Genomic DNA, 21,262 nt, shown 5'->3' with positions numbered 1-21,262 from the left:
TGCCTGGATGCTTTCTATCTCATTCTTATTCAGCTTCGGGCGAAATCATTCAGTCAGTAATCGTTAGAGGATCGGTCGAAGGCAGTCAGAAAAGAAATAAGCTGGATGCCGCGCCGTGCAGACTGTAAGTCGAAGGTTTCCCCTTCTGCTGCCCTACGAAAAACGGCTCAGAGCTATATAAAGGAAGCGCAAATCTGTCAATCCCTTTTAAACTGTCTTATTAAGGTTCCGGTTATTTTATCAATTTGATATATTTTCAGCGTCCGTGTCATAAATTTCGATATACACGACCTGTGAAGGGAGCTTTTCACATGAAAAGAACAGCCGGCACTCCAGCCTGGTACAATCACGTGCCGCACCCAATAAGAAACGATGGTGCGGGCGCGACCGATTTTGGCCCCCGCGACGTGATGCGGGATTTAGAGAATCCCGACATGTTCGTTCCTCCAAAAACAGATGCCGGAGCAATCCCTAATTTAAAGTTTTCTTTTTCAGACACACATATGCAGTTAAATCATGGCGGCTGGTCGCGTGAAATAACAGCCCGGGAGCTGCCGGTGTCAACGACGATTGCCGGCGTCAATATGCGGCTGACACCAGGCGGGGTTCGCGAGCTGCATTGGCATAAGCAATCGGAATGGGCTTACATGATTTTGGGCCATGCACGCATTACCGCCGTCGATCAGGACGGCCGAAACTTTATCGCCGATGTCGGCCCCGGGGATTTGTGGTTCTTTCCCGCCGGAATACCGCACTCGATTCAAGGGCTTGAGGATGGCTGCGAATTTCTCCTCGTTTTTGATGACGGGAACTTCTCCGAGTTCGATACTTTCACGATTACAGATTGGTTCGCACACACGCCGAAAGATGTTCTGGCCGCAAATTTCGGTGTACACGAAAGCGCCTTCGCCCGAATCCCTGACAAACAGCGGTACATCTTCCAAGCAAAAGTGCCGGGACCGCTTGAAAACCAAAAAGTGCCGGACCCGTATGGAACCGTCCCAAAAAGCTTCGCATACAGGCTGTTTGCACAAAAGCCTATCGTAACACCGGGCGGAACGGTACGAATTGTTGATTCTTCAAACTTTCCAATTTCGACAACGATCGCCGCCGCACTCGTCGAAATCAAGCCCGGCGGAATGAGGGAAATGCATTGGCACCCGAACAATGATGAATGGCAGTACTATATCTCAGGGACAGGGCGAATGACAGTATTCGCGGCGAACGGAACTGCCCGGACCTTTAATTACCGGGCGGGGGATGTCGGGTACGTCCCTTTTGCTATGGGGCATTACATTCAAAATACAGGCAGCGAAAGCCTGTGGTTTTTAGAAATATTCAAAAGCAGCCGCTTTGCGGACATTTCATTAAATCAGTGGATGGCGCTGACTCCGAGAGAGCTGGTTGAAGAGCATTTGCATGTAGGACCTGAGCTGATGAACGCTCTGCGAAAAGAAAAGTGGCCAGTCGTCAAATATCGTACGGACGGATAGGCCATGAACCTGAAAAAAATGGATCGCGTAAAAAAGGCAACAAAAAAACCCTTGAATCATCAAGGGTTTTAAAGATGGAGCATAGCGGGCTCGAACCGCTGACCTCTACACTGCCAGTGTAGCGCTCTCCCAGCTGAGCTAATGCCCCGTATATTTGAGACATGATTTATTATAGATGGAATTTTGGAGAAAAGCAAGGGGTTTTTGTTGTGAAAAAGAAAATGCTCTGTTAGCCGGCATTTTCTTTTTCACATAGACAATCTATAGCTCTAATTTTTCAAAGCAGAACTGAGTAAACCTTTCAGACAAATCCAGAATGTCATCTTTCCTTGCCAAGGCAGCGATCCATTCTTCCGGGATGCTTTTCATTCAAAAGATTACATTTCACGGGGCGGGAAAACCCCACATAGGTACTTTAACTTCTTCAATTTTTTCAACTTCACTTTTTCCTACCCATTTTTCATATTCAAATCGATCAACTTGAACAAATCCATATTTTTTGATAATGTCCGGGCCATGTAGCCCACTTCCAATTAAGAGCCTATTGTCTTCCTCACGAAAAACAGGAAACTCAAGATCATTAATAATTGCTTGGTATCTTACATCATAAACTGAAGAAATATGTTCTCTTCGAACTTGTTTACAATAATGTCCAGTTTCATCTAAAATAAAACCAAATTGAATTGCCTCAGGATCTTTGGTAAATAATTCGTAGTTTTCTTGATCATGCTGAATAATCTCGTACTCTTTATCATTGTATAGTGCCCAAACGCCATTTCTCATATAGTTACCCCCACCTATTCATTAACTGAAATGAACCTTTTTTGTTTAACACTATAGATCCCAATAAGTTTCTCGCCTTGATTAGTGATCTCATAAAGTTCTGCACCTTCATGCATAGGTGTTCTTGTATCATTGCGATATTCAGGAATAGTGTAATCTTTACTCTCTGTAAATCCATTTCCAGTAAATGGAGATTGTTGCTCAGTTGCAATATAATCCATTGCCAAATCATCGTGGGTCATTTTATTTACGGCCTCTGAATTCTTCCCTCCAAACGGAATTTTATAATCGTTTGGATTACCTGCCTTATAGCGTACCGCTAATGCTGATGTTCCGCCACTGAAAGGGTTGTTTTCGTAATCTAATCTAAGTCCTTCATAAATCTTATCAAAAGTGTTCAATTCCTTAGTATCAGTAGCTCTTGCCACATATCCACCTAGCTTTATTTGCCCACCATCACTTGGTGAAGAAAATAGCCAACTTTTGGAATCAGGAGAAAGAACCTTCTGCATAATTGTATCTTCTGAAAGACTAGGAACGTTTCGCCTAATATCTTTAATAACTTCCACCTCTTTAGATGAAAGTTTATTTATAGATTTAAGCCTCAAGTCATTAAAATTATTGACTGTTAATTTATGCTTTTTTAATACAGTTCCTAAATTATCTTCAAAAGATTTATCCAATTGTTCCCACGAAAATTTCGGATTAACTGGTGAATTCCTATTAACATCTACCTCTTTAACAACACTTTTAACACTCTTCCCAGCCTCAATCTCCTTCTCAACCCGCTGAATCGAATCCTGCAGCTTCGCTTTCGATGCCTTATGGGCGTCGTTGACGTGGGCGGAGTAATTGGACCCTTTTCGGACGAGGGTGCCGCCGGCCTCTGCTTCCGCACCACGTGCAATATCGCTCAATGCGTCGGCGCTTTTGGCGAATTGTTTTTTGATGGCGAAGCCTGCGTCGCTGAGTCGGTCTTGAGCCTTCAGCCCATTCACCTTCATGCGGTTCGCCCAGATGTTTTTGCTGTCTTTAAGAGATTGTACCACATGTTCTGTTTTGCTTGAAATTTGGCCGATTGTGGCTGCGCTTTTAAATGAACCTTTCGCCGCGGCTGCCCCTGGAATGATGTCAAGGGCGCCGAACACGCCTCTTTCAAACCTTTCGCCTGTGTTTAACTCCCGTTGTGTCATCCAGTCTTTTCCGGTTGCGGCGCTCGTAATATTGGCTCCTCCGTAGGCGACGGCCACCGTGAGACCTGCCGGTGCGCAAAAGATGGTGAGCACGATAATGCCTGCGCCGGCCAGAAGATCCCGCCACAATTCCTGATTCTTTTGGACATCACCAATTGATTCGTATTCAAATCCGCGGGAAGAGGCAATCGCTTTCATGTATTCTTCATACGATAACTCAATGTCGGGCTGGTTGATCTGGAATTCTTCAAATTCTTTACTCAGTACGTGATCAAACGATTCTGAGTCTTTGAAGATATCATTTACGCTCACTTTCGCTTTGTCGGTTTCTACCGCTTGTTTGGACATGCCGTATCCGACGTAAGTGGTTTCCTTGGAGCCGATCCGGTTCACGGTGGTGTAATTATGTATGGTCAGTCCGCGCATTTTTTCGGCGAACGCGTCTATTTTTTTATAAAAAGGGCTGTCAATGTGATCTTCCACCAAACTGCCGGCTTTCAGGCAAAAGTCAGCCAGCTTTTGATAATCTTTAAACAGTTCCTCGATCTTGCTTTTTTTACTGGTGTGGGTAAAGCTGATCGACCTGTCGCTGTCCTTGTCTTTGATTTTGGATTCGATATCTTCCAAGAGATCATTGAGTTTGATAAGGCCGGCTTTCATACCGCCGCCGTATTGGCCGCCCGTCAGCGCATCAAGACCGTCTTTCATGCCCTGCCATTCTTCCGGTACGTATTTCACATCCATTTAGATGATCGCCTCATTTCTATTTCTGAATCTTGTAGAGTTTTTGGAGCTCTTTATCCGTTTCATACATTTTCTCCATCGCGTAACTGACGATGTGGGAAGCAATACAGTAATTATCAAACAGTTCCATCGTCTTGCCGAGAATATCTGCGTAGCTTTCAATCGCTTTTGATGCCTGTCCGGCTTTATAAAAATCGGAGTCTGAGAGGTTTTTGATTTCCTTTTGAACCCCTTCTGTATAAATATCGCAGATGCTTTTCAGCTTATTGGAAATGGTGATCATTTCTTCAAACTCGAGATGGATGTTCGTGCCGCCGCCTCCTGCTCCGCCTTCTGCATTCATATCATCGCCCTCCCTGCTCTGAAATTGATCTGCAGTGCATCATAGATCCGGTTGTTCATGATATAAAGGCTGATCCATTCATATCGATCATTTAAAGGATCAACCGAGATGAAGTCTTCGCCTTTTGTAAAGTAAAGTGTTGTCGTCTGGAAGCCGGGGTCTGCCGGTTTTAGCTGTGAGGCAAGCTTGAACGTTTCCACAGCTAGAACTTCTTTTTCGTCAAGATTCATTGCCCTGACTTCCGCTTTTTCAGCGGCGCTCATCGGTTTTGTCAAAAAGGCGCGGTCTTGATCACGCGGCTCCCTTACTAAAAATGACACCTTGGAAATGAGCGATAAATAAACTTCACGCTTTTCCAAATAATCTAATGTGTAACCTTTCCCCGGGCTTCGTTCAGTCAGGGCGATAACGCGCTCCTCGTCGTCCGGCATAAATGCGCACATGACGTTATTAAAGCGCACGTATTCTTCGCTTTCTTGATACTGCTTCAACAGCTTAATCAGAAAAAAAGCGGTCTTGGTCAGCTTGCCTTCCTTTAAAAGAATGCCTTTTTCAATCAGGCTGTCCTTTGCTTTGACTGCACAATCCGGCTCGATCAAGGCCAGCTGTTCGCGTTCCGGAAGACCGAATATGTAGGAAACTCCGGCTGCTCCTGCTAAAACATAAAGCTCTGCCGCCGACAGCGTATCTGCTTTCACCTGCATGTCATTCTCCTTCCCTGTTTATAAGTTTTTGATTTCCTGCACTTCACTGAGCTGCGAAAAACCGTCGATGTGTTTTTCCAGCGCATCTAATGCAGCGGTATGCTCTTTCAAGGCGTCTTTCATATCGGCATTCAATTCAATAATCAGCTCAAGGTAGCTTAAAAATGCGTCACGGGTTTTTCCGCTCCATTTGCCGCTTTCGACGTACGCTTTCAATTCCTTTGCTTTTTTGAGCGAGTCGCCGACATGTTTTTCGATCGCTTTCGCATGGGAATGCGCTTTTATTGTTCCGTTATGTGAAATTTTCACAGTCTCTCCGCTTACTTTCGGATTGGCCGCTTGATAGTTGTAGTATCCATATCCATCCATGATTCGGCTGTTCCTCCTCTTCTACGCCTTTTGCTCTTCAGCTTCAGCTTTTGCTTTATAATACTCCCACTTGCTTTTCGCCTTCGTCTTGGCGCTTTGGATGTCATCAACCATATCTTTAAAATGCTTGACCAATTCCTTCAACTTGGCATCCTTTTCATGGCGGGTATCCTCAAATTCGTGTGAAGGGATTTTCAAGTCCGGGAGATTGCTATGATACGCATTCAGGCTCGCATCAATATCTGCTAGTTTCGTTTTAACTTCGCTTTCTTTATCAGATAAAAAGTCGTATAAATTTTTATACTCGTCCCGTTTTCTTTCATTTTCCGTGTAGGATATGTGCAAAAAGTTGCCTACTGAATCCCAAAAACCTTCGCTCAAAGCAGCTTCCCCTTTCATTTATCCTAGTCAATAAAAACTATTTTCCTCTAGTGGATGATATTGTAATAGGTTTATCTTACAGGATGGTCCTAGATGAATGAATAGGTTAAAAGGATTGTTTTTTGTTATAAAAAAATAAAACCACCGGACATCAAGGCTTTTTATAAGCAAAAGGAATCAGTCTATTTTCCCTCCTCTTTCAACTGATCATTTCCTGAGAAATATTTTCTTTTGAAGAACATTCCATTATAATGAACTTGGTTGGATTTTACATCGTGAAAGGAGAAGCGCCATGCGTGAACATAAAGGATGTATCAAGTGTGGAAGCACAGATGCTGGGCAAAAAGAAATCGCGACGACCGGCACCGGCCTGTCAAAGCTGTTCGATGTGCAGAATAACCGCTTTCTTGTTGTTTATTGTAAAAACTGCGGGTATTCAGAGCTGTACAATAAACAATCTTCAACCGCCGGAAACATTCTCGACCTGTTCTTTGGAGGATGACGGCCCGAAAGGAGAAACGGTTATGGGGGAAAAATACGGTTCATTGATTGCCATATTTATTTTGGCTTTATGTGTGCACTCCAATATCGTCGTAGAACATTCACTCTTACAGGCGATCATAAAAACAGTTTCACTATTTGTGATGATCGCTTCGGCGCTTGCAGCATTTGTCAAAGGCATCAGACAGCCGTCATAATTGTAGGGAGGGGGCTTTAGTCATTCCCCCGCTCCCCGTGATTTGACTAAATCGAGGATCCATTCTTTTATATCGACAAAACGATTGTATGCCGGCTTTGTATCGGTTCCGGTGATGATCATGGAGACAAGGGTGTCCTGCTTATGCAATGCACCGTGGCTGGCTCCTCCGACGTGCGTCGGCGACCCTTCGCCGATAAATTCGTATCCAGGCTTTGCATTGGCGATCAAATAATCGCCTTCATGCGAAAAAAATGAAGTGTACAGTCTGGCCAGCGCGTCAGGAAATTTCCCGTATGAAATGCTGTTCCGTTCGACTGTCAAATCGAGAATGTGTACATCCCCTTCCAGCGTCCACGTTTGTCCAAATTCATCCGTGTATTTGCCTCCTGGCCGGAATGTGAGCTTCCCGTGCTGCTCCCCCGAAACGACCTCAATTGAATCCGTTTCATTTTTCCAGCTGATGATGTCGATCCTCTCATCCTTTTGCAGAATGTCCGCGATCCTCTTGAGCGGAAGCTTCGCTTTATCGAGCGAATAGATAAATGCCATTCTTTCGTTAACGGCAAGAACGATGTCGTCATCGTCCGTCACGCCTTTCTTTAATTTCACAATGCGAAAGGCGTCCAAAAGGCTTCTCAAATCAATCAATGCTTCTTTTTTATTGTCGCTGATCCAGGCCTGTCCGTTATCCCCCATCACGATCCAAATGTGATCCTTTAAAGCGGCTTCCCATGACGGAAAGCTGTCTAAAATCTTTTGAACATGCCGGTCGGCTTTCGCCACCCCCGCTGCGTCGTTCCTCCCGTGTTTATGTACGTGCTGGTCGAGATCGGGAAAATAGACGAGTGCAAGGGACGGTACTTTGTTCGTTCGGATTAGATGAACCAATTCATTCGTTGAAAATCGGTCATTAAAACCGAATTTTTTGAAGAGCGAGCGATTTGCCGGATTCACTTTTGAAAAACCCCCATACGAGAACAGCTGGGGTGCGTTGATTTTGACTGATTGGTTTAATCCGGAAATCATTGAAAAAAGAAAGGGAACCTGTAAATAGCCGTCCCGGCTTCCCCTGTGCAAAAGCGCATTAATCGAGCACGTTTCAATTCCTTTTTCATCAAGCTCTTCGTGAAGCGTCTTCACTTGTTGGCTTAAATGAACCTGGTTCAGATTGTAAAAGATGTCTCTGGAGGATTGTTTGATGCCTAATTTCACAAGCTCTCGAATATGGCTGCCATAATTGATGATCCGTTTTTCCTTCGCGTTGTACCATACAAGGCCCGGGACTTTGTGGCGGTCGCTGTACACCCCTGTAAGCAATGTGCTGTCAACATTGACAGACATCGTCGGAAAAGGGCTGATTACATCAGGCACATAACGCCCGTTTTCCAGCAAATATTGCAGTCCAGGAGCCTGTCCGTTTTTCACGGCTTTTTTAAGCGGTTCATCCATTAATGAATCGATCAGCAACATGACGACTGATTTCTTGCGGCTCTCAGACATCGTTCTTCCTCCTTCCCTATACGTGAGCATTCCCTAAACCGCTCCGGTTATGAATGATCCCTTCTAAAATGTCGCTGATATCCCTGTCCGATTTTTCTCGCAAATATTGACCAACACTCATTTGATAGCGTTTGATGTCTTCTTCCGAACGGAAAAAGGAAAGCAGCTGCTGTTCAATCGGCTGCTGTTTTTGCTGATTCAGTTCGATGACAAGGTTTTTCTTTTTCAGGATATCGAGATTCATCTCTTCCTGTCCGGGCAGCGCATGATAGATGAAAACAGGGAGCTGTTTTTGAATGCACTCGCTGATCGTGACGCCGCCGGGCTTCGTAATGATGCCCGACGCCTCCCCGTATAAGCGGTTCATTTCAGCCTTGCTTTCGATATAAGGCAGCGCTTTAATATATGGATTGTTTAAATCATGAACATACCGGTAGAGCTTTCGGTTTTTTCCGCATAGTATTTGGTATGCGACATCCCCGTTCGGCGACAGCTCCCGCACAAGCTTAAAAATGCCGCCCACCCCCATGCTTCCGCCGGTTATGAGGATGTTGCAAAACGCTTTTTTGTCACCGGCCTGCCCAGGCTTTCTCTCCGTTTTATAGGAACGGTGCACGGGTATTCCGGTCAGAAAAATCTTCTCTTCATCAACGCCTTCTGCGATCAGCTGTTCTTTGATGTCTTTGATCGGCGCAAAATGATAATCAATCTTTTCTCTTCCCCAAATTCGGTTGACGAAAAAATCGGTATAGACATTGACCACTTTCATGTCGGGAAATCGACCTTTTAAGCGGTTCAGCAAATAGGAGGGCAATGCATGCGTACAGAACACGATATCAGGCTTTTTTTCCGCAATGATCTGCTGCATGTCTTTCAAAAAGATCAGCTCATACAAGAGATGGCGCTTTGCCGTTTGATGGCGCCCGCACGCCAGGAGATGATAGACCGAGCTGTAGACTTTGGGAAAATACTGAATCCATGACAAATACGCCGCAGAGGAGGCTTTTTCAAGCCGCCGATAAGCATGTGAAAAAATGTCGATTTTTTCACAGTGATGAGATTTGAGGAGCAGTTCTGCCTGCAGCGAATCGGCAACGTGATGATGACCGGTGGAAATGCTTAAAAAAGGGAAAATCAGAATCTTTGTCATCTCCATCCTCCATTTCAGAAGAAAAATGTTTTCCATTTATATTTTTCAAATATCCAGCCAAAATATAAGTGTATTTTTTCAGGAAAGGAAAGTGACGACTTGAGAAACTGTTTTTTGTCAATTTGGAGTGTAATTGACCCGTTTTATTATTTTTTTTCAAGACTGACACTCATTGATCAAACGAAATCGAGCATTTTTCGCGTCCGTCTAACAAAGTACAAAGGGATCGATGTGGTGTTAAGCGATGGGACGGTTATTAAGAAAAACGATGTTCTGATCAAAATTCATCTGCACAATATTAAGCTGATCAAGGAGCTTCAAAATATTGAGAGCGCTGTCAGAAGAGGCATTCTCATTTATCAAAAAGCGTATTTTTCAATGCCGATCTTGGCCGAATATATCAAAAACCATCATCGATCAGACCAAATCAAAGGCATCATCGGCATCACGACGCTGCATAAAGGAGTTGAGAGGCTCGGTTTTGAAGCGGTAGAGCCCGCAAACCAGTTTTACAGAGTGTTCAAGAAGCTGACGCAGATTCCGATTTTATATTTGACAACAAAGCAATTTTCTCTTCGAAAAATCCCCCCTTCCCAATATTTGTTTATCTCGAAAGAAAAATTATTCAAGTCCTATCTACAGAAATAACAAAAAAAGAGACTGATGCAAAAAAACGCAACAGCCTCTTCTTTTTATGAAATGTGATGGAATGTCATTTCCGGACGGCTTCCGATGCGGATGTTCGCCCCCGTCTGACCCAATCCCTCGCTGATATAAAACGGTTTATCATGATGATAGTGAAGACCTTTGATCATATTCATTCGCACAAGCTTTCCCATCTTCACGAGATGATAAGGCTTCGGCCAATGAATCTGACCTCCGTGAAAATGCCCTGACAGCAGATAGTCAAAGTGAAATTCTTTCATATCAAGCACAACGTTCGGGTCATGCGTCAATACAAGATTATACCCTTCCTTCAGCCCTTTATATGATCCGGCAATATCGCTTCGCTTCGTGCTGTAATCATCAATCCCGATAATGTTGAGTGTCTCGCCTTCCATTTCAATGGAGACATGCTGATTTTGAAGGGTGATGCATCCGTTATCTTCCAGCACGCGTTTCAGCTTCCGAAAGTGTTCGCCTTTCAATACGTAGTCATGGTTGCCGAATACAGCGTACATCCCATATGCCGGCTTCAGTTTTTTCAAAGCTTTTAAGTAGTTTGCAAGCTTTGGAATATTTCTTCTCCTATCAAGAAAATCTCCTGTTAAAGCAATGAGATCCACTCGTTTTTTATTGGCAAGTTCAAGAATCTTTTCAGGTGAAATCGAAATGTTTTCTAAATGAAGATCAGACAGATGAAGAATGTTCAGCTTTTTCTTTAAAGCGGGCGCCTGCACGCGCTCGACCGAAATCGTGTTGACTTTCACATCTTTTGTATTGTGGTTCGCTTTATAAAAAAAAGGCATTAAGCCTAAAATAATCAATAAACATGCGAAAATAAACATTCTATATCTCCTCCCTCTTACTAGTATAGTAAGTTGGCAGGCAGTTTTACAGTGGGAAATAATAGAATATCATTCTTTTTACCTATAACAAAACCGATTTCCAGCTGGAAATCGGTTCGTATTTTTACTCTTACAGAAACAAAATGAACAGTAGAAGCCCTAAAACGATTCGATAGATGGCAAACGGGACAAGCTTGATCTTATTGATCAGCCTGAGGAAAAAGCGGACGACAAAAAGAGCGACAATAAAAGCGCTGATAAACCCTGTAATAAAGAAAGGAAACAGGTCTGCACTCAAATATGCCCAGTTTTTAATTAAAGAGAGCAGGCTCGCTCCCATCATGATCGGAATCGCCATGATGAAGGTGAAATCGGCGGCCGCTCTGTGGCTCAAGCCGAGAATAACCCCGCCCGAAATCGTCGAACCCGAGCGCGAGAAGCCCGGCCAGAGCGCCAGACATTGAAACAGCCCCATACCGAGTGCCTGCTTATACGTCATCCGGTCAACCGAATCTGTCGTGTCCTTGCGCCGGTTGATCCAGTCGGCTGCGAGCATCAGCACCGCACCGGCGATGAGACCGACCGCAACTGTGCGTACGGAAAACAGGTATTGATCAATATAGTCTTCAAATAAAAATCCGAGCACAGCGGCGGGAACAAGGCCTACAGCGATTTGGGCGATGGAAAGGCGGTTTCCCGATTTCTGCTCTTCCGTAATGTTTTTCTTCACGCCTAAAAGATTGAGAATCCGGTCTTTAAATACGATAGCGACAGCAAGGATGGAGCCGAGCTGAATCACGACTTTAAAGGTATTCGCCGCCTCCGGCGTAAGCAGTTCTTTCGATTTCAGCCAGACGTCGTCAACAATGATCATATGCCCTGTTGACGAAACAGGGGCATATTCGGTTAATCCTTCAACAATTCCGAGTATGACGGCGACAAAAATATCCCAAATGTTCATATGTCATTCCTTTCGCTTCCTTAAAACTTGTCCTCTAATAAACTATTTATATCGCTTTTAAAAGCCGATTATGCAAGCGAGATTCAGACTTCTTCGTTTTTTTCATAAAGATGTGAACGCTGTTTAAACCATTCAAACAAATGTGTGACCACCACTTTGATGACCGCGTAGCCGGGGATGGCAAGAATGACGCCGATCACGCCGAACAGCTTGGCTGCCGTCAGCAGCACAAAGATGATCGTTACCGGATGGATGTGCAGGTTTTTCCCCATAATCTGCGGCGAAATAAATTTTCCTTCAAACAGCTGCACCACAGTCCAAACGATGATCAGCTTCACAAGCATAAATGGAGAAGTAACCAGGGCAATGATGATTGCCGGCGTGATCGCAATCGTCGGTCCAAGATACGGAACGATGCTCGTACACGCCGCCACAAGGGCTAAAAGAGAAGCATATTCAAGGCCGATGATCATATATCCGATAAACAATAGGCAGCCGATACAGAAGCTGACGATGATCTGCCCCCTGATATACGAACTCAGCCGGTGATTCATCTCAGACATCATCACATACGTCTGTTCCCGTAAGCGGACCGGTACGAATTTCAAAATAAACAGCGGCAGTTTTTTACCGTCTTTCAATAAGTAAAACAGGATAAACGGCACGGTCACAATCGAAATCACAACTTCTGTCACGGCGCCTATAAACGTTCCCACTCCGGTAAACGTACTGTTTAAAATGGTGGTGGCTTGATCGGATAATTTGCTTGCGAAATCGGTTAGGTTGATGTTCAGCGTCTGCTGAACCTGATTAAAGAACTGACTTCCGATCAGCTGTTTAATTTGGTCTTCCACAATGTGGACATACCTTGGGAAGTTATCGACAAGGCTCATGATCTGTTCCCTTAACAGCGGGATAACGGAGACGATCGAAATCGTGATCAGACCGATGATCACAATGTAGAGAAGAAGAATCGAATAAATCCTTTTCACGTTTTTCCGCTCTAGAAAATCAACGATCGGATTTAACAAATAATAAACGACACCTGTCAGCACGACAGGCAGAGCGATGGTTTCCACCAGAACGATGAAAGGCGTAAAAATAAACGATGCTTTTGTAAATACAAGGATGTTCAGCCCGATCAAGAGCAGAATGAGCAGAAACAGGACGAACTTATTGTCTAAAAAAAACTTCTTAAATCTGCCGCCCCACATATGCAAAGAGTCCATGGCGATCCTCCATTAACGTTGGTTTTATACATTAAATTGTACACTATTACTCCTCATACTAAAAATAAAACCATTGCTATTGGTCTTTTTTTCCGCTTGCAAACGTTTGTTGATGATATACATATACGCCGGTGTTTCCGGCTTTTTGTCTTTCGCCGGCAAAAGAAAACACTGTATAATAAACATATCCTACAGTTGAAAGGGGAAATAGCATGATACGGTTCGGGGTAGTCGGAACAAATTGGATCACCGACCGGTTTCTTGATGCGGCCCGTTTGATTGAAGATTTTCAATTAACCGCGGTATATTCAAGGTCCGGGGAGCGCGGACGTGAATTCGCGCAAAAATACGGAGCCAAGGCGGTTTTTACCGATATCGGAGAAATGGCTGAAAGCGATGTTATTGATGCGGTATATATCGCAAGTCCCAACTCTTTACATAAAGAACAGGCCATCACATTCATGAAAAACGGCAAACACGTCCTGTGCGAAAAACCGCTTGCGTCCCATGTCAAAGAAGCGGAAGAAATGGTAAAAACAGCGCAGGAACACCGCGTGACATTTATGGAAGCGATGAAAACGACGTTTCTTCCGAATTTTATTAACATCGGACGCAGCCTGCACAAAATCGGCAAAGTCCGGCGTTTTACAGCCAGCTACTGTCAATACTCTTCCCGCTATGATGCCTATAGAAACGGAACCGTCTTAAACGCATTTAATCCGGCTTTATCGAACGGTTCCCTGATGGATATCGGCGTCTATTGCGTTCACCCCGCGATCGTCCTGTTCGGCAAGCCCCTCGAAGTTAAAGCGAACGGGCTGATCCTTGAGTCAGGGGCGGACGGTGAAGGAACAGTGCTTTTAAAATACGAGGAGCACGAAGCCGTTCTGATGCACTCGAAAATCTCCAATTCCTTCATCCCGGCTGAAATTCAAGGAGAAGAAGGCTCTATCGTCATCGATAAAATCCACCGCCCCGAAAAAGTCGATATCCGCTATCGGGACGGACGGATTGAACATCTTACGCTGCCTGATGACAAACCGGCCATGTTTTATGAAACAGAGGAATTCATCAATTTAATTAAACAAGGGCGGATCGAGTCTTCGCTTAACACGTTTGAACGCTCTATAGACACCTTGGCGGTCATGGATGAAGCGCGCAAACAGATCGGTCTCGTTTTCCCCGCTGATCAAAAGTAACAAATGAGCCGCCTCGACTCGAATGAACGGGCGGCCCGTCTGTTTTAGGATTGCGCCAAAAGATCGGCAAAGGCTTTGACATAGATCGGCAGGTCAGGCGGGCGGCGGCTTGACACGATATGGCCGTCGACGACCGCTGCTTCATTCACCCATACCGCTCCGGCATTTTCCATATCGTCTTTAATCCCCGGTGTGCTTGTAACCTTCCTGCCTTCCAATATTCCTGCAGAAATCAGCACCCAGCCGGCATGGCAGATTTGTCCGATGGGCTTCTTCCTTTCGTTGAACCACCGAATCATTTCCAGTACCTCGGGATATCTTCTGAGCTTGTCAGGCGCCCAGCCTCCCGGAACCAGAACTGCGTCGTATTCCTCAATGTTCACGCTTTTCAGCTCATAATCGGAGACAGCAGGCACGCCGTATTTGCCCTTATATTCATGATCCGCTTTTTCACCAATGAAATGTACGATCGCTCCTTCTTCCCTCAACCTTAAAACTGGATACCACAGTTCTAAATCTTCGAATTCATCGCTGACAAGCGCGATCACTTTCTTGCCTTCCAGTCGCATGTTTTATCCCCTCCTGTACAACCAGTGTACGATAGATGACAGTCTGTTTAAACCTATTTATACCCTTCCCCGTTCGTTTAAAAAAATGCTTTTCCCGCGCAAAAGGCTGCCGGATTGCCGGCAGCCTGATGTTTAGTCAATCTTAAATTTTTTCGTCAAATCGCGCAGTTCTTCAGCCATTTGTTCAAGCGTAGCCGCAGAAGAACTGATTTCCTCCATTGAAGCGAGCTGTTCTTCAGCCGAAGCGGCAATGTCTTGAATGCTTCCTGAGCTTTCACGCGATACGTCTGCAATTTCTTCAACCGCTCCCGCGACTTGCTGTGACCCTTCTGACAGCTCTTCAACTGCCGCATTCATCGTCTGCAGCTTGCCCGCGATTTCGTTTGTCATGTCATAAATCTGCTTAAAGCTTGTATCTGTTTCATCTGTGATAGTGAGTCCCGACTGTACTTCACGGTTGACGTCCTGGAACATGTCCAGCGACTTTCCGATTTCATTGACGATTTCCTGAATGAGCGCTTCAATTTCTTTTGCCGATGACGCGGATTGCTCAGCCAGTTTGCGCACTTCTTCGGCAACTACAGAAAACCCTCTTCCGGCTTCACCGGCTCTTGCTGCTTCAATTGCCGCGTTCAACGCGAGCAAATTCGTCTGGTCTGCGATGCCGTTGATCACCCGCAGGATCGCCGTAATGTCTTTTGATTTGCTCTCAAGTCCTTTCACGACGGATTCCGCCTGTTTAACGGAATGATCGATGGAATTCATCTGTCCGACCGTTTTTTGAACAAGCTCTCCTCCTGTACCGGCAATGTCCGTCGATTGAATGGATGATTCTGTAATCGATGCTGAGACTTTGGACATTTCATGCAATCGGCTGTTCATGTCAGTCAGCTGCTGCGCACTGATTTCCACTTTCTCATTTTGGCTTTCATTTCCGTTTGAAAATTGTTCGATCGCAGATGTAATATGTTCTGTCGCCTTGCTTGTCTGATCCGCGCTCGCGGTCAGCTGCTCTGACGAAGAAGCAACGTTTTCAACCGATGTCTGAATGACGCTGATTAAAGAGCTCAGCGATTCAGCCATATCGTTGAAGCTTGTTCCGAGCTGTCCGATTTCATCTTTTGAACGGACAGTGATTTTTTGCGTCAGATCGCCGCCGCTGATGCTTTTCGCAGAGGAAACGAGTTCGCGGAGCGGCCCTGTGATCGATCTGATGATGAGAATCATGAGAAGCACGCCAATGATGATGCTGACGCCCAACGTAATCAGAGCGGCATTCAGCACAGGCTGTGAGGCTTCTTTTAATTCAGTGATATACATGGTTCCGCCGATTTTCCAGCCGGTCAGCTTGTTGGTCGCGAAAGCCATCTGCTTTTCGCCGTCAAGCGTGTATTTGAATGTTCCTTTGTCATTCGCATATACCTTTTCCGCCCAGCTGCCTTCGACATCTGTGCCCGCATCATGTTTCGGGTGGGCGACAAACTTTTTATCGGCGCTGGTGATAAAGGCATAGCCCTTTTTCCCGATTGTCACGCGTTCTGTCGCTTTAATGAGCTCTTCGATTTTCATATTGACCGCGACAACTCCGGAGCCGTCCTCATGCATCTTGGCGATGGTAATAACCATCGTTCCGGTTGACGCCGTTTTGTAAGGGTCTGTAATAATGACTTCTCCTTTGTGTTCGGCGGCTTTTTTATACCAGTCCCGCTCTACCGGATTATATCCGCTCGGCATCTCCTGATCCGGATAGCGGATGAACTTCCCGTCCTTTGAACCGGTAAAGATCCCTTCAACATCGGGATGAAGCTTGGCGAACTGTTCGAATTTCACTTTTAAAGCGTCGCTTTCTTTCCCTGTAAAAGAGTTTTCTTTAATGAACCCGCTGAAATAAGACATGGCGTTTGTTTTCTGGCTGATATTCTGATTGATGATTTCATTCAACTGGTTAACGTTTTCGCGCGCATTGTCCATGATTTCTCCGTCAAGCGTACTGCTTGCCGTTTGATACGCACTATAGGAAAGGACGATGATTGGAACGGTTAAAATAAGCAAGAATGAAAGAATTAATTTCTTTGCAATGGAGGGACGTTTCACCCAATTGACAATCTTTGACATATAATTGTTGACTCCTCTTTTCTGTTATATCCCTAATATCGGATTCTTTTAAAAGTTTTTATATGCATTTTATAACTTTTTATAGTCTAAAATAACTAAAAAAACATCCGGAGGAAAACCGGATGTTTTAAAGCTATTCAATCTTAAATTTCTGTGTCAAATCACGCAGTTCTTCAGCCAGCTCCGCCAATGTCGTGGAGGAGGCGCTGATCTCTTCCATGGAGGCAAGCTGCTCCTCGGCTGAAGCAGCGATGTCCTGAATGCTTGCCGAACTTTCTCTCGATACATCTGCGATTTCTTCGACCGCGCCCGCGACTTGGCGGGAACCTTGCGTCAATTGCTCGACAGCAGCATTCATGGTCTGCAGCTTGCCTGCGATATCATTGGTCATATCGTAAATCGTTTTGAAGCTTGTCTCTGTTTCATCGGTGATTCGAAGTCCTGACTGTACTTCATGATTGACCGATTTGAACATGTTCAAAGAGTTGTCGATCTCCTTGACGATTTCCTGAATTAAATGTTCAATTTCCTTCGCCGAGCCTGCGGATTGTGCGGCGAGCTTCCTGACTTCTTCAGCCACTACCGAGAAGCCGCGGCCCGATTCCCCGGCCCTTGCCGCTTCGATCGCGGCATTGAGCGCCAGCAGATTCGTTTGATCGGCGATTCCGTTAATCACGCGCAAAATGCTTGTGATATCTTTGGATTTGGCTTCAAGTCCTTTGACGACCGCTTCCGCTTGCTTGACAGACCGATCGATCGAGTTCATTTGGCCGACCGTCTTTTGAACAAGCTCTTCCCCTTTGCCGGCAATCTCAGTCGATTTCAGCGACGCATCGGTAATCGACGCTGATGTTTTCGACATGTCATATAACCCGTTGTTCATTTCATTCAGCTGATGCGAACTCGCTTCCACTTTTTCTTTCTGGCTTTCATTTCCGTCAGAAAATTGTTCAATAGCCATTGTAATATGCTCAGTCGCTTTGCTTGTTTGCGCCGCGCTGGCATGAAGTTCTTCAGATGAAGAAGCTACATTGTCAACTGATGATTGAATGACGCTGATTAAAGAGCGCAGCGATTCGGCCATTTCATTAAAGCTTGTACCGAGCTGACCGAATTCGTCTTTTGAACGGACTTCGATTTTTTGCGTCAAGTCGCCGCCGCTGATGCTCTTTGCGGATGACACGAGCTCGCTTAACGGCTTGCTGATTCCGCGGATAATAAAGTAGATAAGAATGCCGCCGAGCACGATCGCCGCTGCCAAAATGATGATCGCCATGTGGAAGACGGGCTGGGCGGCCTCTGATATCTCATCCGTGAACATCGTTCCGCCGATTTTCCAGCCGGTCAGCTTGTTCGTCGTGAAAGCCATTTTCTTTTCTTTTCCTTCAAACGTATATTGAAAATCACCTTTTTCACTGCCGTACATTTGTGCAACCCAGTCACCTTTGCCTTCGGTTCCGGCTTCAATCTTTGGATGGGCAACATATTTTTTGTCTTTGCTTGAGATAAACGCAAAGCCGCTTTTTCCGATGTTAACGCGCTCTGTCGCTTTAATAAGCTCATCGATTTTCATGTTAACGGCAACGACCCCTGAGCCGTCCTCCGTCTGCTTTGCAATCGTAATGACCGTCGTTCCGGTTGACGCCGTTTTATAAGGGTTTGTGATGATCACCTCTCCTTTATTTTCAACGGCTTGCTTATACCAGTCCCTATCCGTCGGGTTATAGCCTTTCGCCATTTTCTCAGCGGGATAGCGGATGAACTTGCCGTCTTTTGAACCTGTGTAGATCGCTTCCACATCCTGATTCAGCTTGGCGTACTGCTCGAATCTTTCTACAAGTGATGTGTTCCCTTTTTCTTGATATAGCTTTTCATTCACCCAGCCGCTGAAAAAGGAGACGGCCTGCTCTTTCTTTCCGATATTCTGGTCTATGATCTCATTCAGCTGTTCAACATTATCGCGCGCGCTTCTCATGATTTCCGTTTCAAGAGAGCTTCCCGCCGTCTGGTACGCACTATAGGATAAGGCCAAAATCGGCAAAGTTAAAACCAATATAAAGCTGAAAAACAGCCTTTTTGAGATAGACGGACGTTTAAGCCAGTCCAATACCTTTTTCATTTGATATAACTCCTTTAGCTTCTAGATTATGAAACTAATATCGGACCTTTCATTTACTTTTGCATATTAAAAAACTTTAAAAAGCATTTCTGAAAATTCTTGAAAATAGAACTAAAAAAAGAGGCTGACCAGCAGCCTCTTTTCCTCAAATCTTAAACTTTTTCGTTAAGTCACGCAGTTCTTCAGCCATTTGTTCGAGCGTTGCAGCGGATGAGCTGATTTCTTCCATGGAAGCCAGCTGTTCTTCCGCCGAAGCAGCGATGTCCTGAATGCCGGCAGAGCTTTCACGCGAAACGTCGGCGATCTCTTCGACCGCGTCGGAAATTTCGTGAGAACCTGTTGATAAATGCTCTACGGCGGCATTCATTGTCTGCAGCTTGCCTGCGATTTCATTTGTCATGTCGTAAATATGTTTAAAGCTCGATTCCGTTTCTTCCGTAATTTCGAGTCCTGACTGTACTTCTTGGTTGACAGACTTGAACATGTTGAGCGAATGTTCGATTTCTTTGACGATATCCTGAATCAGCGCTTCGATTTCTTTTGCCGATCCTGCTGATTGGGCCGCAAGCTTTCTGACTTCTTCAGCGACAACCGAGAAGCCTCTGCCTGATTCACCGGCCCGAGCTGCCTCGATGGCGGCGTTCAACGCCAGTAAATTCGTTTGATCGGCGATTCCGTTTATGACGCGCAGGATCGCGGTGATATCTTTCGATTTCGCTTCGAGTCCTTTGACAACCTGTTCGGCCTGTCTGACAGACCTGTCGATCGAATTCATCTGTCCGACGGTTTGTTGGACAAGCTCTCCGCCTGTTTCGGCAATTTCCGTCGATTTACCCGAGGATTCTGTAATCGATTCTGATACGCCTGCGATTTCATTCAGCTTGTCATTCATTTGGCTGAGCCGCTGGGAACTCGCTTCGACTTTTTCGCTTTGACTTTCAGCGCCGCTTGAGAACCGCTCGATGGCTAATGTAATGTGCTCCGTCGCTTTGCTTGTCTGGTCCGCGCTTGCCGTCAGCTGCTCTGAAGAAGATGCCACATTGTCGACCGATTCCTGAATTGTGCTGATCAGCGAGCGCAATGAGTCAGCCATTTCGTTAAAGCTTGTGCCCAGCTGGCCGAATTCGTCTCTGGAGCGGACATCGATTTTTTGTGTCAGATCTCCTTCACTGATGCTTTTTGCAGAAGAGACGAGTTGATTTAAAGGCTTGCTGATCGCGCGGACGATAAAGTAAACAAGGATTCCGCCCAGAATAATCGCGCCTGCCAATGTCATGACTGCCATGTGAAGCACGGGCTGGGCAGCGTCTTTAATCTCTGCTGTATTCATCTTTCCGCCGATTTTCCAACCGGTTAGTTTGTTTGTCGTGAAGACCGTTTTCTTTTCTTTGCCTTTTTCATTAAAGGTGAACAAGCCGCTCTCTTTGCTGAACATTTGCTCTGTCAGATCAGCTTCTGCTTCTGTGCCGGCTTTAATTTTCGGATGGGCGACATACGTTTTCCCCTCGCCGATGATGAATGCATATCCGGTTTTTCCGATGCTGATGCTGTTTGCCGATTTGATCAGCTTGTCAATGTTCAAGTCAAGGGCGACTACGCCAGAACCGTCTTTATTCTGCTTGGCGATCGTGACGACCATATGCCCCGTTGATGCAGACTCATAAGGTTCAGTTACAATCGTTTTCCCTTTTTCCTGGACAGCCTGTTTGTACCAGTCGCGTTCTACCGGGTCATACCCGTCAGGCAATGGAGCATTCGGATATTGTGCGTAAACACTATCTTCCGATCCGGTGAAGACGAGTTCGACGTCGGGATTCTGTTTTGCAAACTGCTCAAACCGTTGTTTAATGGCAGTCTGGCCTTTCTCTTTGTACGCTTTTTGATCAATCCATTCGCTGAAATACGCAATGGAAGTCTCCTTGCTGCCGATATCTTGCTGAATAATGTCGTTCAGTTCATCGATATTGTCTTTCGCACTTCTCAAAATCTCATCCTCGAGCGTGCTGCTGGCCGTAAAATATGAAGTAACCGAAAGAACCAAGATCGGAATTGTTAAAATGAATATAAATGAGAAAATTAATTTTTTAGAAATAGAAGGACGTTTCGTCCAATTTAAAAGCTTTTTCATGTGTGATTCCCCTTTCTCTACTTTTATCGGAGACGGGGTCTATTTTTTAAATAAAAAAAGCGGAAAATTAGACC

Annotated in this window: 20 protein-coding genes, 1 tRNA gene and 2 pseudogenes; 5 read left to right on the top strand and 18 right to left on the bottom strand. The window is 45.2% G+C overall.

What is annotated here, in order from left to right; all coding sequences use genetic code 11:
• The first annotated feature begins 311 nt into the window (after positions 1 to 311).
• The gene (locus tag H2R00_RS20125; protein WP_182070158.1) at positions 312 to 1,493 is read left to right on the top strand and encodes an oxalate decarboxylase family bicupin; all 1,182 of its coding nucleotides are present in this window, start codon (positions 312 to 314) and stop codon (positions 1,491 to 1,493) included.
• 75 nt (positions 1,494 to 1,568) lie between these two features.
• Here the strand turns inward: H2R00_RS20125 and H2R00_RS20120 are convergent.
• From H2R00_RS20120 to H2R00_RS20090, 7 genes are all read right to left on the bottom strand, one after another.
• Positions 1,569 to 1,641: transfer RNA gene (locus H2R00_RS20120), tRNA-Ala, on the bottom strand.
• A gap of 236 nt (positions 1,642 to 1,877) precedes the next feature.
• On the bottom strand, positions 1,878 to 2,276 hold the full coding sequence (locus H2R00_RS20115) for a UCP033725 family protein (RefSeq protein WP_009329450.1): 399 nt from the start codon (positions 2,274 to 2,276) through the stop codon (positions 1,878 to 1,880).
• Between the two features lie 14 nt (positions 2,277 to 2,290).
• Positions 2,291 to 4,213 carry a hypothetical protein gene (locus H2R00_RS20110; RefSeq protein WP_182070157.1) on the bottom strand — a complete coding sequence of 641 codons (1,923 nt, stop codon included), beginning with the start codon at positions 4,211 to 4,213 and terminating at the stop codon, positions 2,291 to 2,293.
• A gap of 19 nt (positions 4,214 to 4,232) precedes the next feature.
• Positions 4,233 to 4,556 carry a hypothetical protein gene (locus H2R00_RS20105; protein ID WP_182070156.1) on the bottom strand — a complete coding sequence of 108 codons (324 nt, stop codon included), beginning with the start codon at positions 4,554 to 4,556 and terminating at the stop codon, positions 4,233 to 4,235.
• Positions 4,553 to 5,260, bottom strand: coding sequence for a DUF5081 family protein (locus H2R00_RS20100; protein WP_182070155.1), 708 nt, complete (start codon positions 5,258 to 5,260; stop codon positions 4,553 to 4,555). Before H2R00_RS20100 ends, H2R00_RS20105 begins: the two co-directional genes overlap by 4 nt.
• A gap of 18 nt (positions 5,261 to 5,278) precedes the next feature.
• Positions 5,279 to 5,629, bottom strand: coding sequence for a WXG100 family type VII secretion target (locus H2R00_RS20095; RefSeq protein ID WP_003184720.1), 351 nt, complete (start codon positions 5,627 to 5,629; stop codon positions 5,279 to 5,281).
• A 21-nt stretch (positions 5,630 to 5,650) separates the two neighbouring features.
• Complete coding sequence (locus H2R00_RS20090; RefSeq protein WP_154999660.1) at positions 5,651 to 6,010, bottom strand: hypothetical protein; 360 nt, start codon at positions 6,008 to 6,010, stop codon at positions 5,651 to 5,653.
• A gap of 292 nt (positions 6,011 to 6,302) precedes the next feature.
• Between H2R00_RS20090 and H2R00_RS20085 the strand changes: the two genes are divergently transcribed.
• Complete coding sequence (locus tag H2R00_RS20085; RefSeq protein WP_154999659.1) at positions 6,303 to 6,512, top strand: zinc ribbon domain-containing protein; 210 nt, start codon at positions 6,303 to 6,305, stop codon at positions 6,510 to 6,512.
• Between the two features lie 22 nt (positions 6,513 to 6,534).
• Positions 6,535 to 6,708: a hypothetical protein gene (locus H2R00_RS20080; protein ID WP_176276300.1), complete on the top strand. Its 174-nt coding sequence runs from the start codon at positions 6,535 to 6,537 to the stop codon at positions 6,706 to 6,708.
• Positions 6,709 to 6,728: 20 nt separating this feature from the next.
• On the opposite strand, the gene H2R00_RS20075 is transcribed toward H2R00_RS20080, so the two are convergent.
• Both H2R00_RS20075 and H2R00_RS20070 read right to left on the bottom strand, forming a co-directional pair.
• Positions 6,729 to 8,210, bottom strand: coding sequence for an alkaline phosphatase family protein (locus tag H2R00_RS20075; protein WP_154999658.1), 1,482 nt, complete (start codon positions 8,208 to 8,210; stop codon positions 6,729 to 6,731).
• A 16-nt stretch (positions 8,211 to 8,226) separates the two neighbouring features.
• On the bottom strand, positions 8,227 to 9,360 hold the full coding sequence (locus tag H2R00_RS20070) for an MGDG synthase family glycosyltransferase (protein WP_182070154.1): 1,134 nt from the start codon (positions 9,358 to 9,360) through the stop codon (positions 8,227 to 8,229).
• Between the two features lie 99 nt (positions 9,361 to 9,459).
• On the opposite strand from H2R00_RS20070, the gene H2R00_RS20065 reads away from it, so the two are divergent.
• A complete protein-coding gene (locus H2R00_RS20065; protein WP_154999656.1) occupies positions 9,460 to 10,008 on the top strand; it encodes a YkoP family protein in 549 nt (182 codons plus the stop codon).
• A 44-nt stretch (positions 10,009 to 10,052) separates the two neighbouring features.
• On the opposite strand, the gene H2R00_RS20060 is transcribed toward H2R00_RS20065, so the two are convergent.
• The 3 genes from H2R00_RS20060 to H2R00_RS20050 form a co-directional block, all read right to left on the bottom strand.
• A complete protein-coding gene (locus tag H2R00_RS20060) occupies positions 10,053 to 10,868 on the bottom strand; it encodes a metallophosphoesterase (protein WP_154999655.1) in 816 nt (271 codons plus the stop codon).
• Between the two features lie 130 nt (positions 10,869 to 10,998).
• Positions 10,999 to 11,829: an undecaprenyl-diphosphate phosphatase gene (locus H2R00_RS20055; protein WP_154999654.1), complete on the bottom strand. Its 831-nt coding sequence runs from the start codon at positions 11,827 to 11,829 to the stop codon at positions 10,999 to 11,001.
• Between the two features lie 83 nt (positions 11,830 to 11,912).
• A complete protein-coding gene (locus H2R00_RS20050; RefSeq protein ID WP_176276305.1) occupies positions 11,913 to 13,058 on the bottom strand; it encodes an AI-2E family transporter in 1,146 nt (381 codons plus the stop codon).
• Positions 13,059 to 13,270: 212 nt separating this feature from the next.
• On the opposite strand from H2R00_RS20050, the gene H2R00_RS20045 reads away from it, so the two are divergent.
• Positions 13,271 to 14,257, top strand: coding sequence for a Gfo/Idh/MocA family protein (locus H2R00_RS20045; RefSeq protein WP_182070153.1), 987 nt, complete (start codon positions 13,271 to 13,273; stop codon positions 14,255 to 14,257).
• 44 nt (positions 14,258 to 14,301) lie between these two features.
• Here H2R00_RS20045 and H2R00_RS20040 read toward each other — a convergent pair whose 3' ends face one another.
• The 6 genes and pseudogenes from H2R00_RS20040 to H2R00_RS21570 form a co-directional block, all read right to left on the bottom strand.
• The gene (locus H2R00_RS20040) at positions 14,302 to 14,826 is read right to left on the bottom strand and encodes a type 1 glutamine amidotransferase domain-containing protein (protein ID WP_154999651.1); all 525 of its coding nucleotides are present in this window, start codon (positions 14,824 to 14,826) and stop codon (positions 14,302 to 14,304) included.
• A 132-nt stretch (positions 14,827 to 14,958) separates the two neighbouring features.
• Positions 14,959 to 15,909, bottom strand: coding sequence for a methyl-accepting chemotaxis protein (locus tag H2R00_RS21585; RefSeq protein WP_411802179.1), 951 nt, complete (start codon positions 15,907 to 15,909; stop codon positions 14,959 to 14,961).
• Positions 15,910 to 15,951: 42 nt separating this feature from the next.
• Positions 15,952 to 16,797: pseudogene (locus H2R00_RS21580) on the bottom strand (HAMP domain-containing protein); the annotation flags it as partial.
• A gap of 277 nt (positions 16,798 to 17,074) precedes the next feature.
• Positions 17,075 to 19,060: a methyl-accepting chemotaxis protein gene (locus H2R00_RS20030; RefSeq protein ID WP_154999649.1), complete on the bottom strand. Its 1,986-nt coding sequence runs from the start codon at positions 19,058 to 19,060 to the stop codon at positions 17,075 to 17,077.
• 145 nt (positions 19,061 to 19,205) lie between these two features.
• Positions 19,206 to 20,153: a methyl-accepting chemotaxis protein gene (locus tag H2R00_RS21575; protein ID WP_411802180.1), complete on the bottom strand. Its 948-nt coding sequence runs from the start codon at positions 20,151 to 20,153 to the stop codon at positions 19,206 to 19,208.
• Positions 20,154 to 20,195: 42 nt separating this feature from the next.
• A pseudogene (locus H2R00_RS21570) lies at positions 20,196 to 21,188 on the bottom strand (cache domain-containing protein); the annotation flags it as partial.
• Between the last annotated feature and the right edge of the window lie 74 nt (positions 21,189 to 21,262).

The sequence above is a fragment of the Bacillus haynesii genome (genome assembly GCF_014042035.1).
Classification (GTDB): Bacteria; Bacillota; Bacilli; order Bacillales; family Bacillaceae; genus Bacillus; species Bacillus haynesii.
Note: the sequence above shows the minus strand (reverse complement) of the source record. Positions and strands in the feature narration are given on the sequence as shown.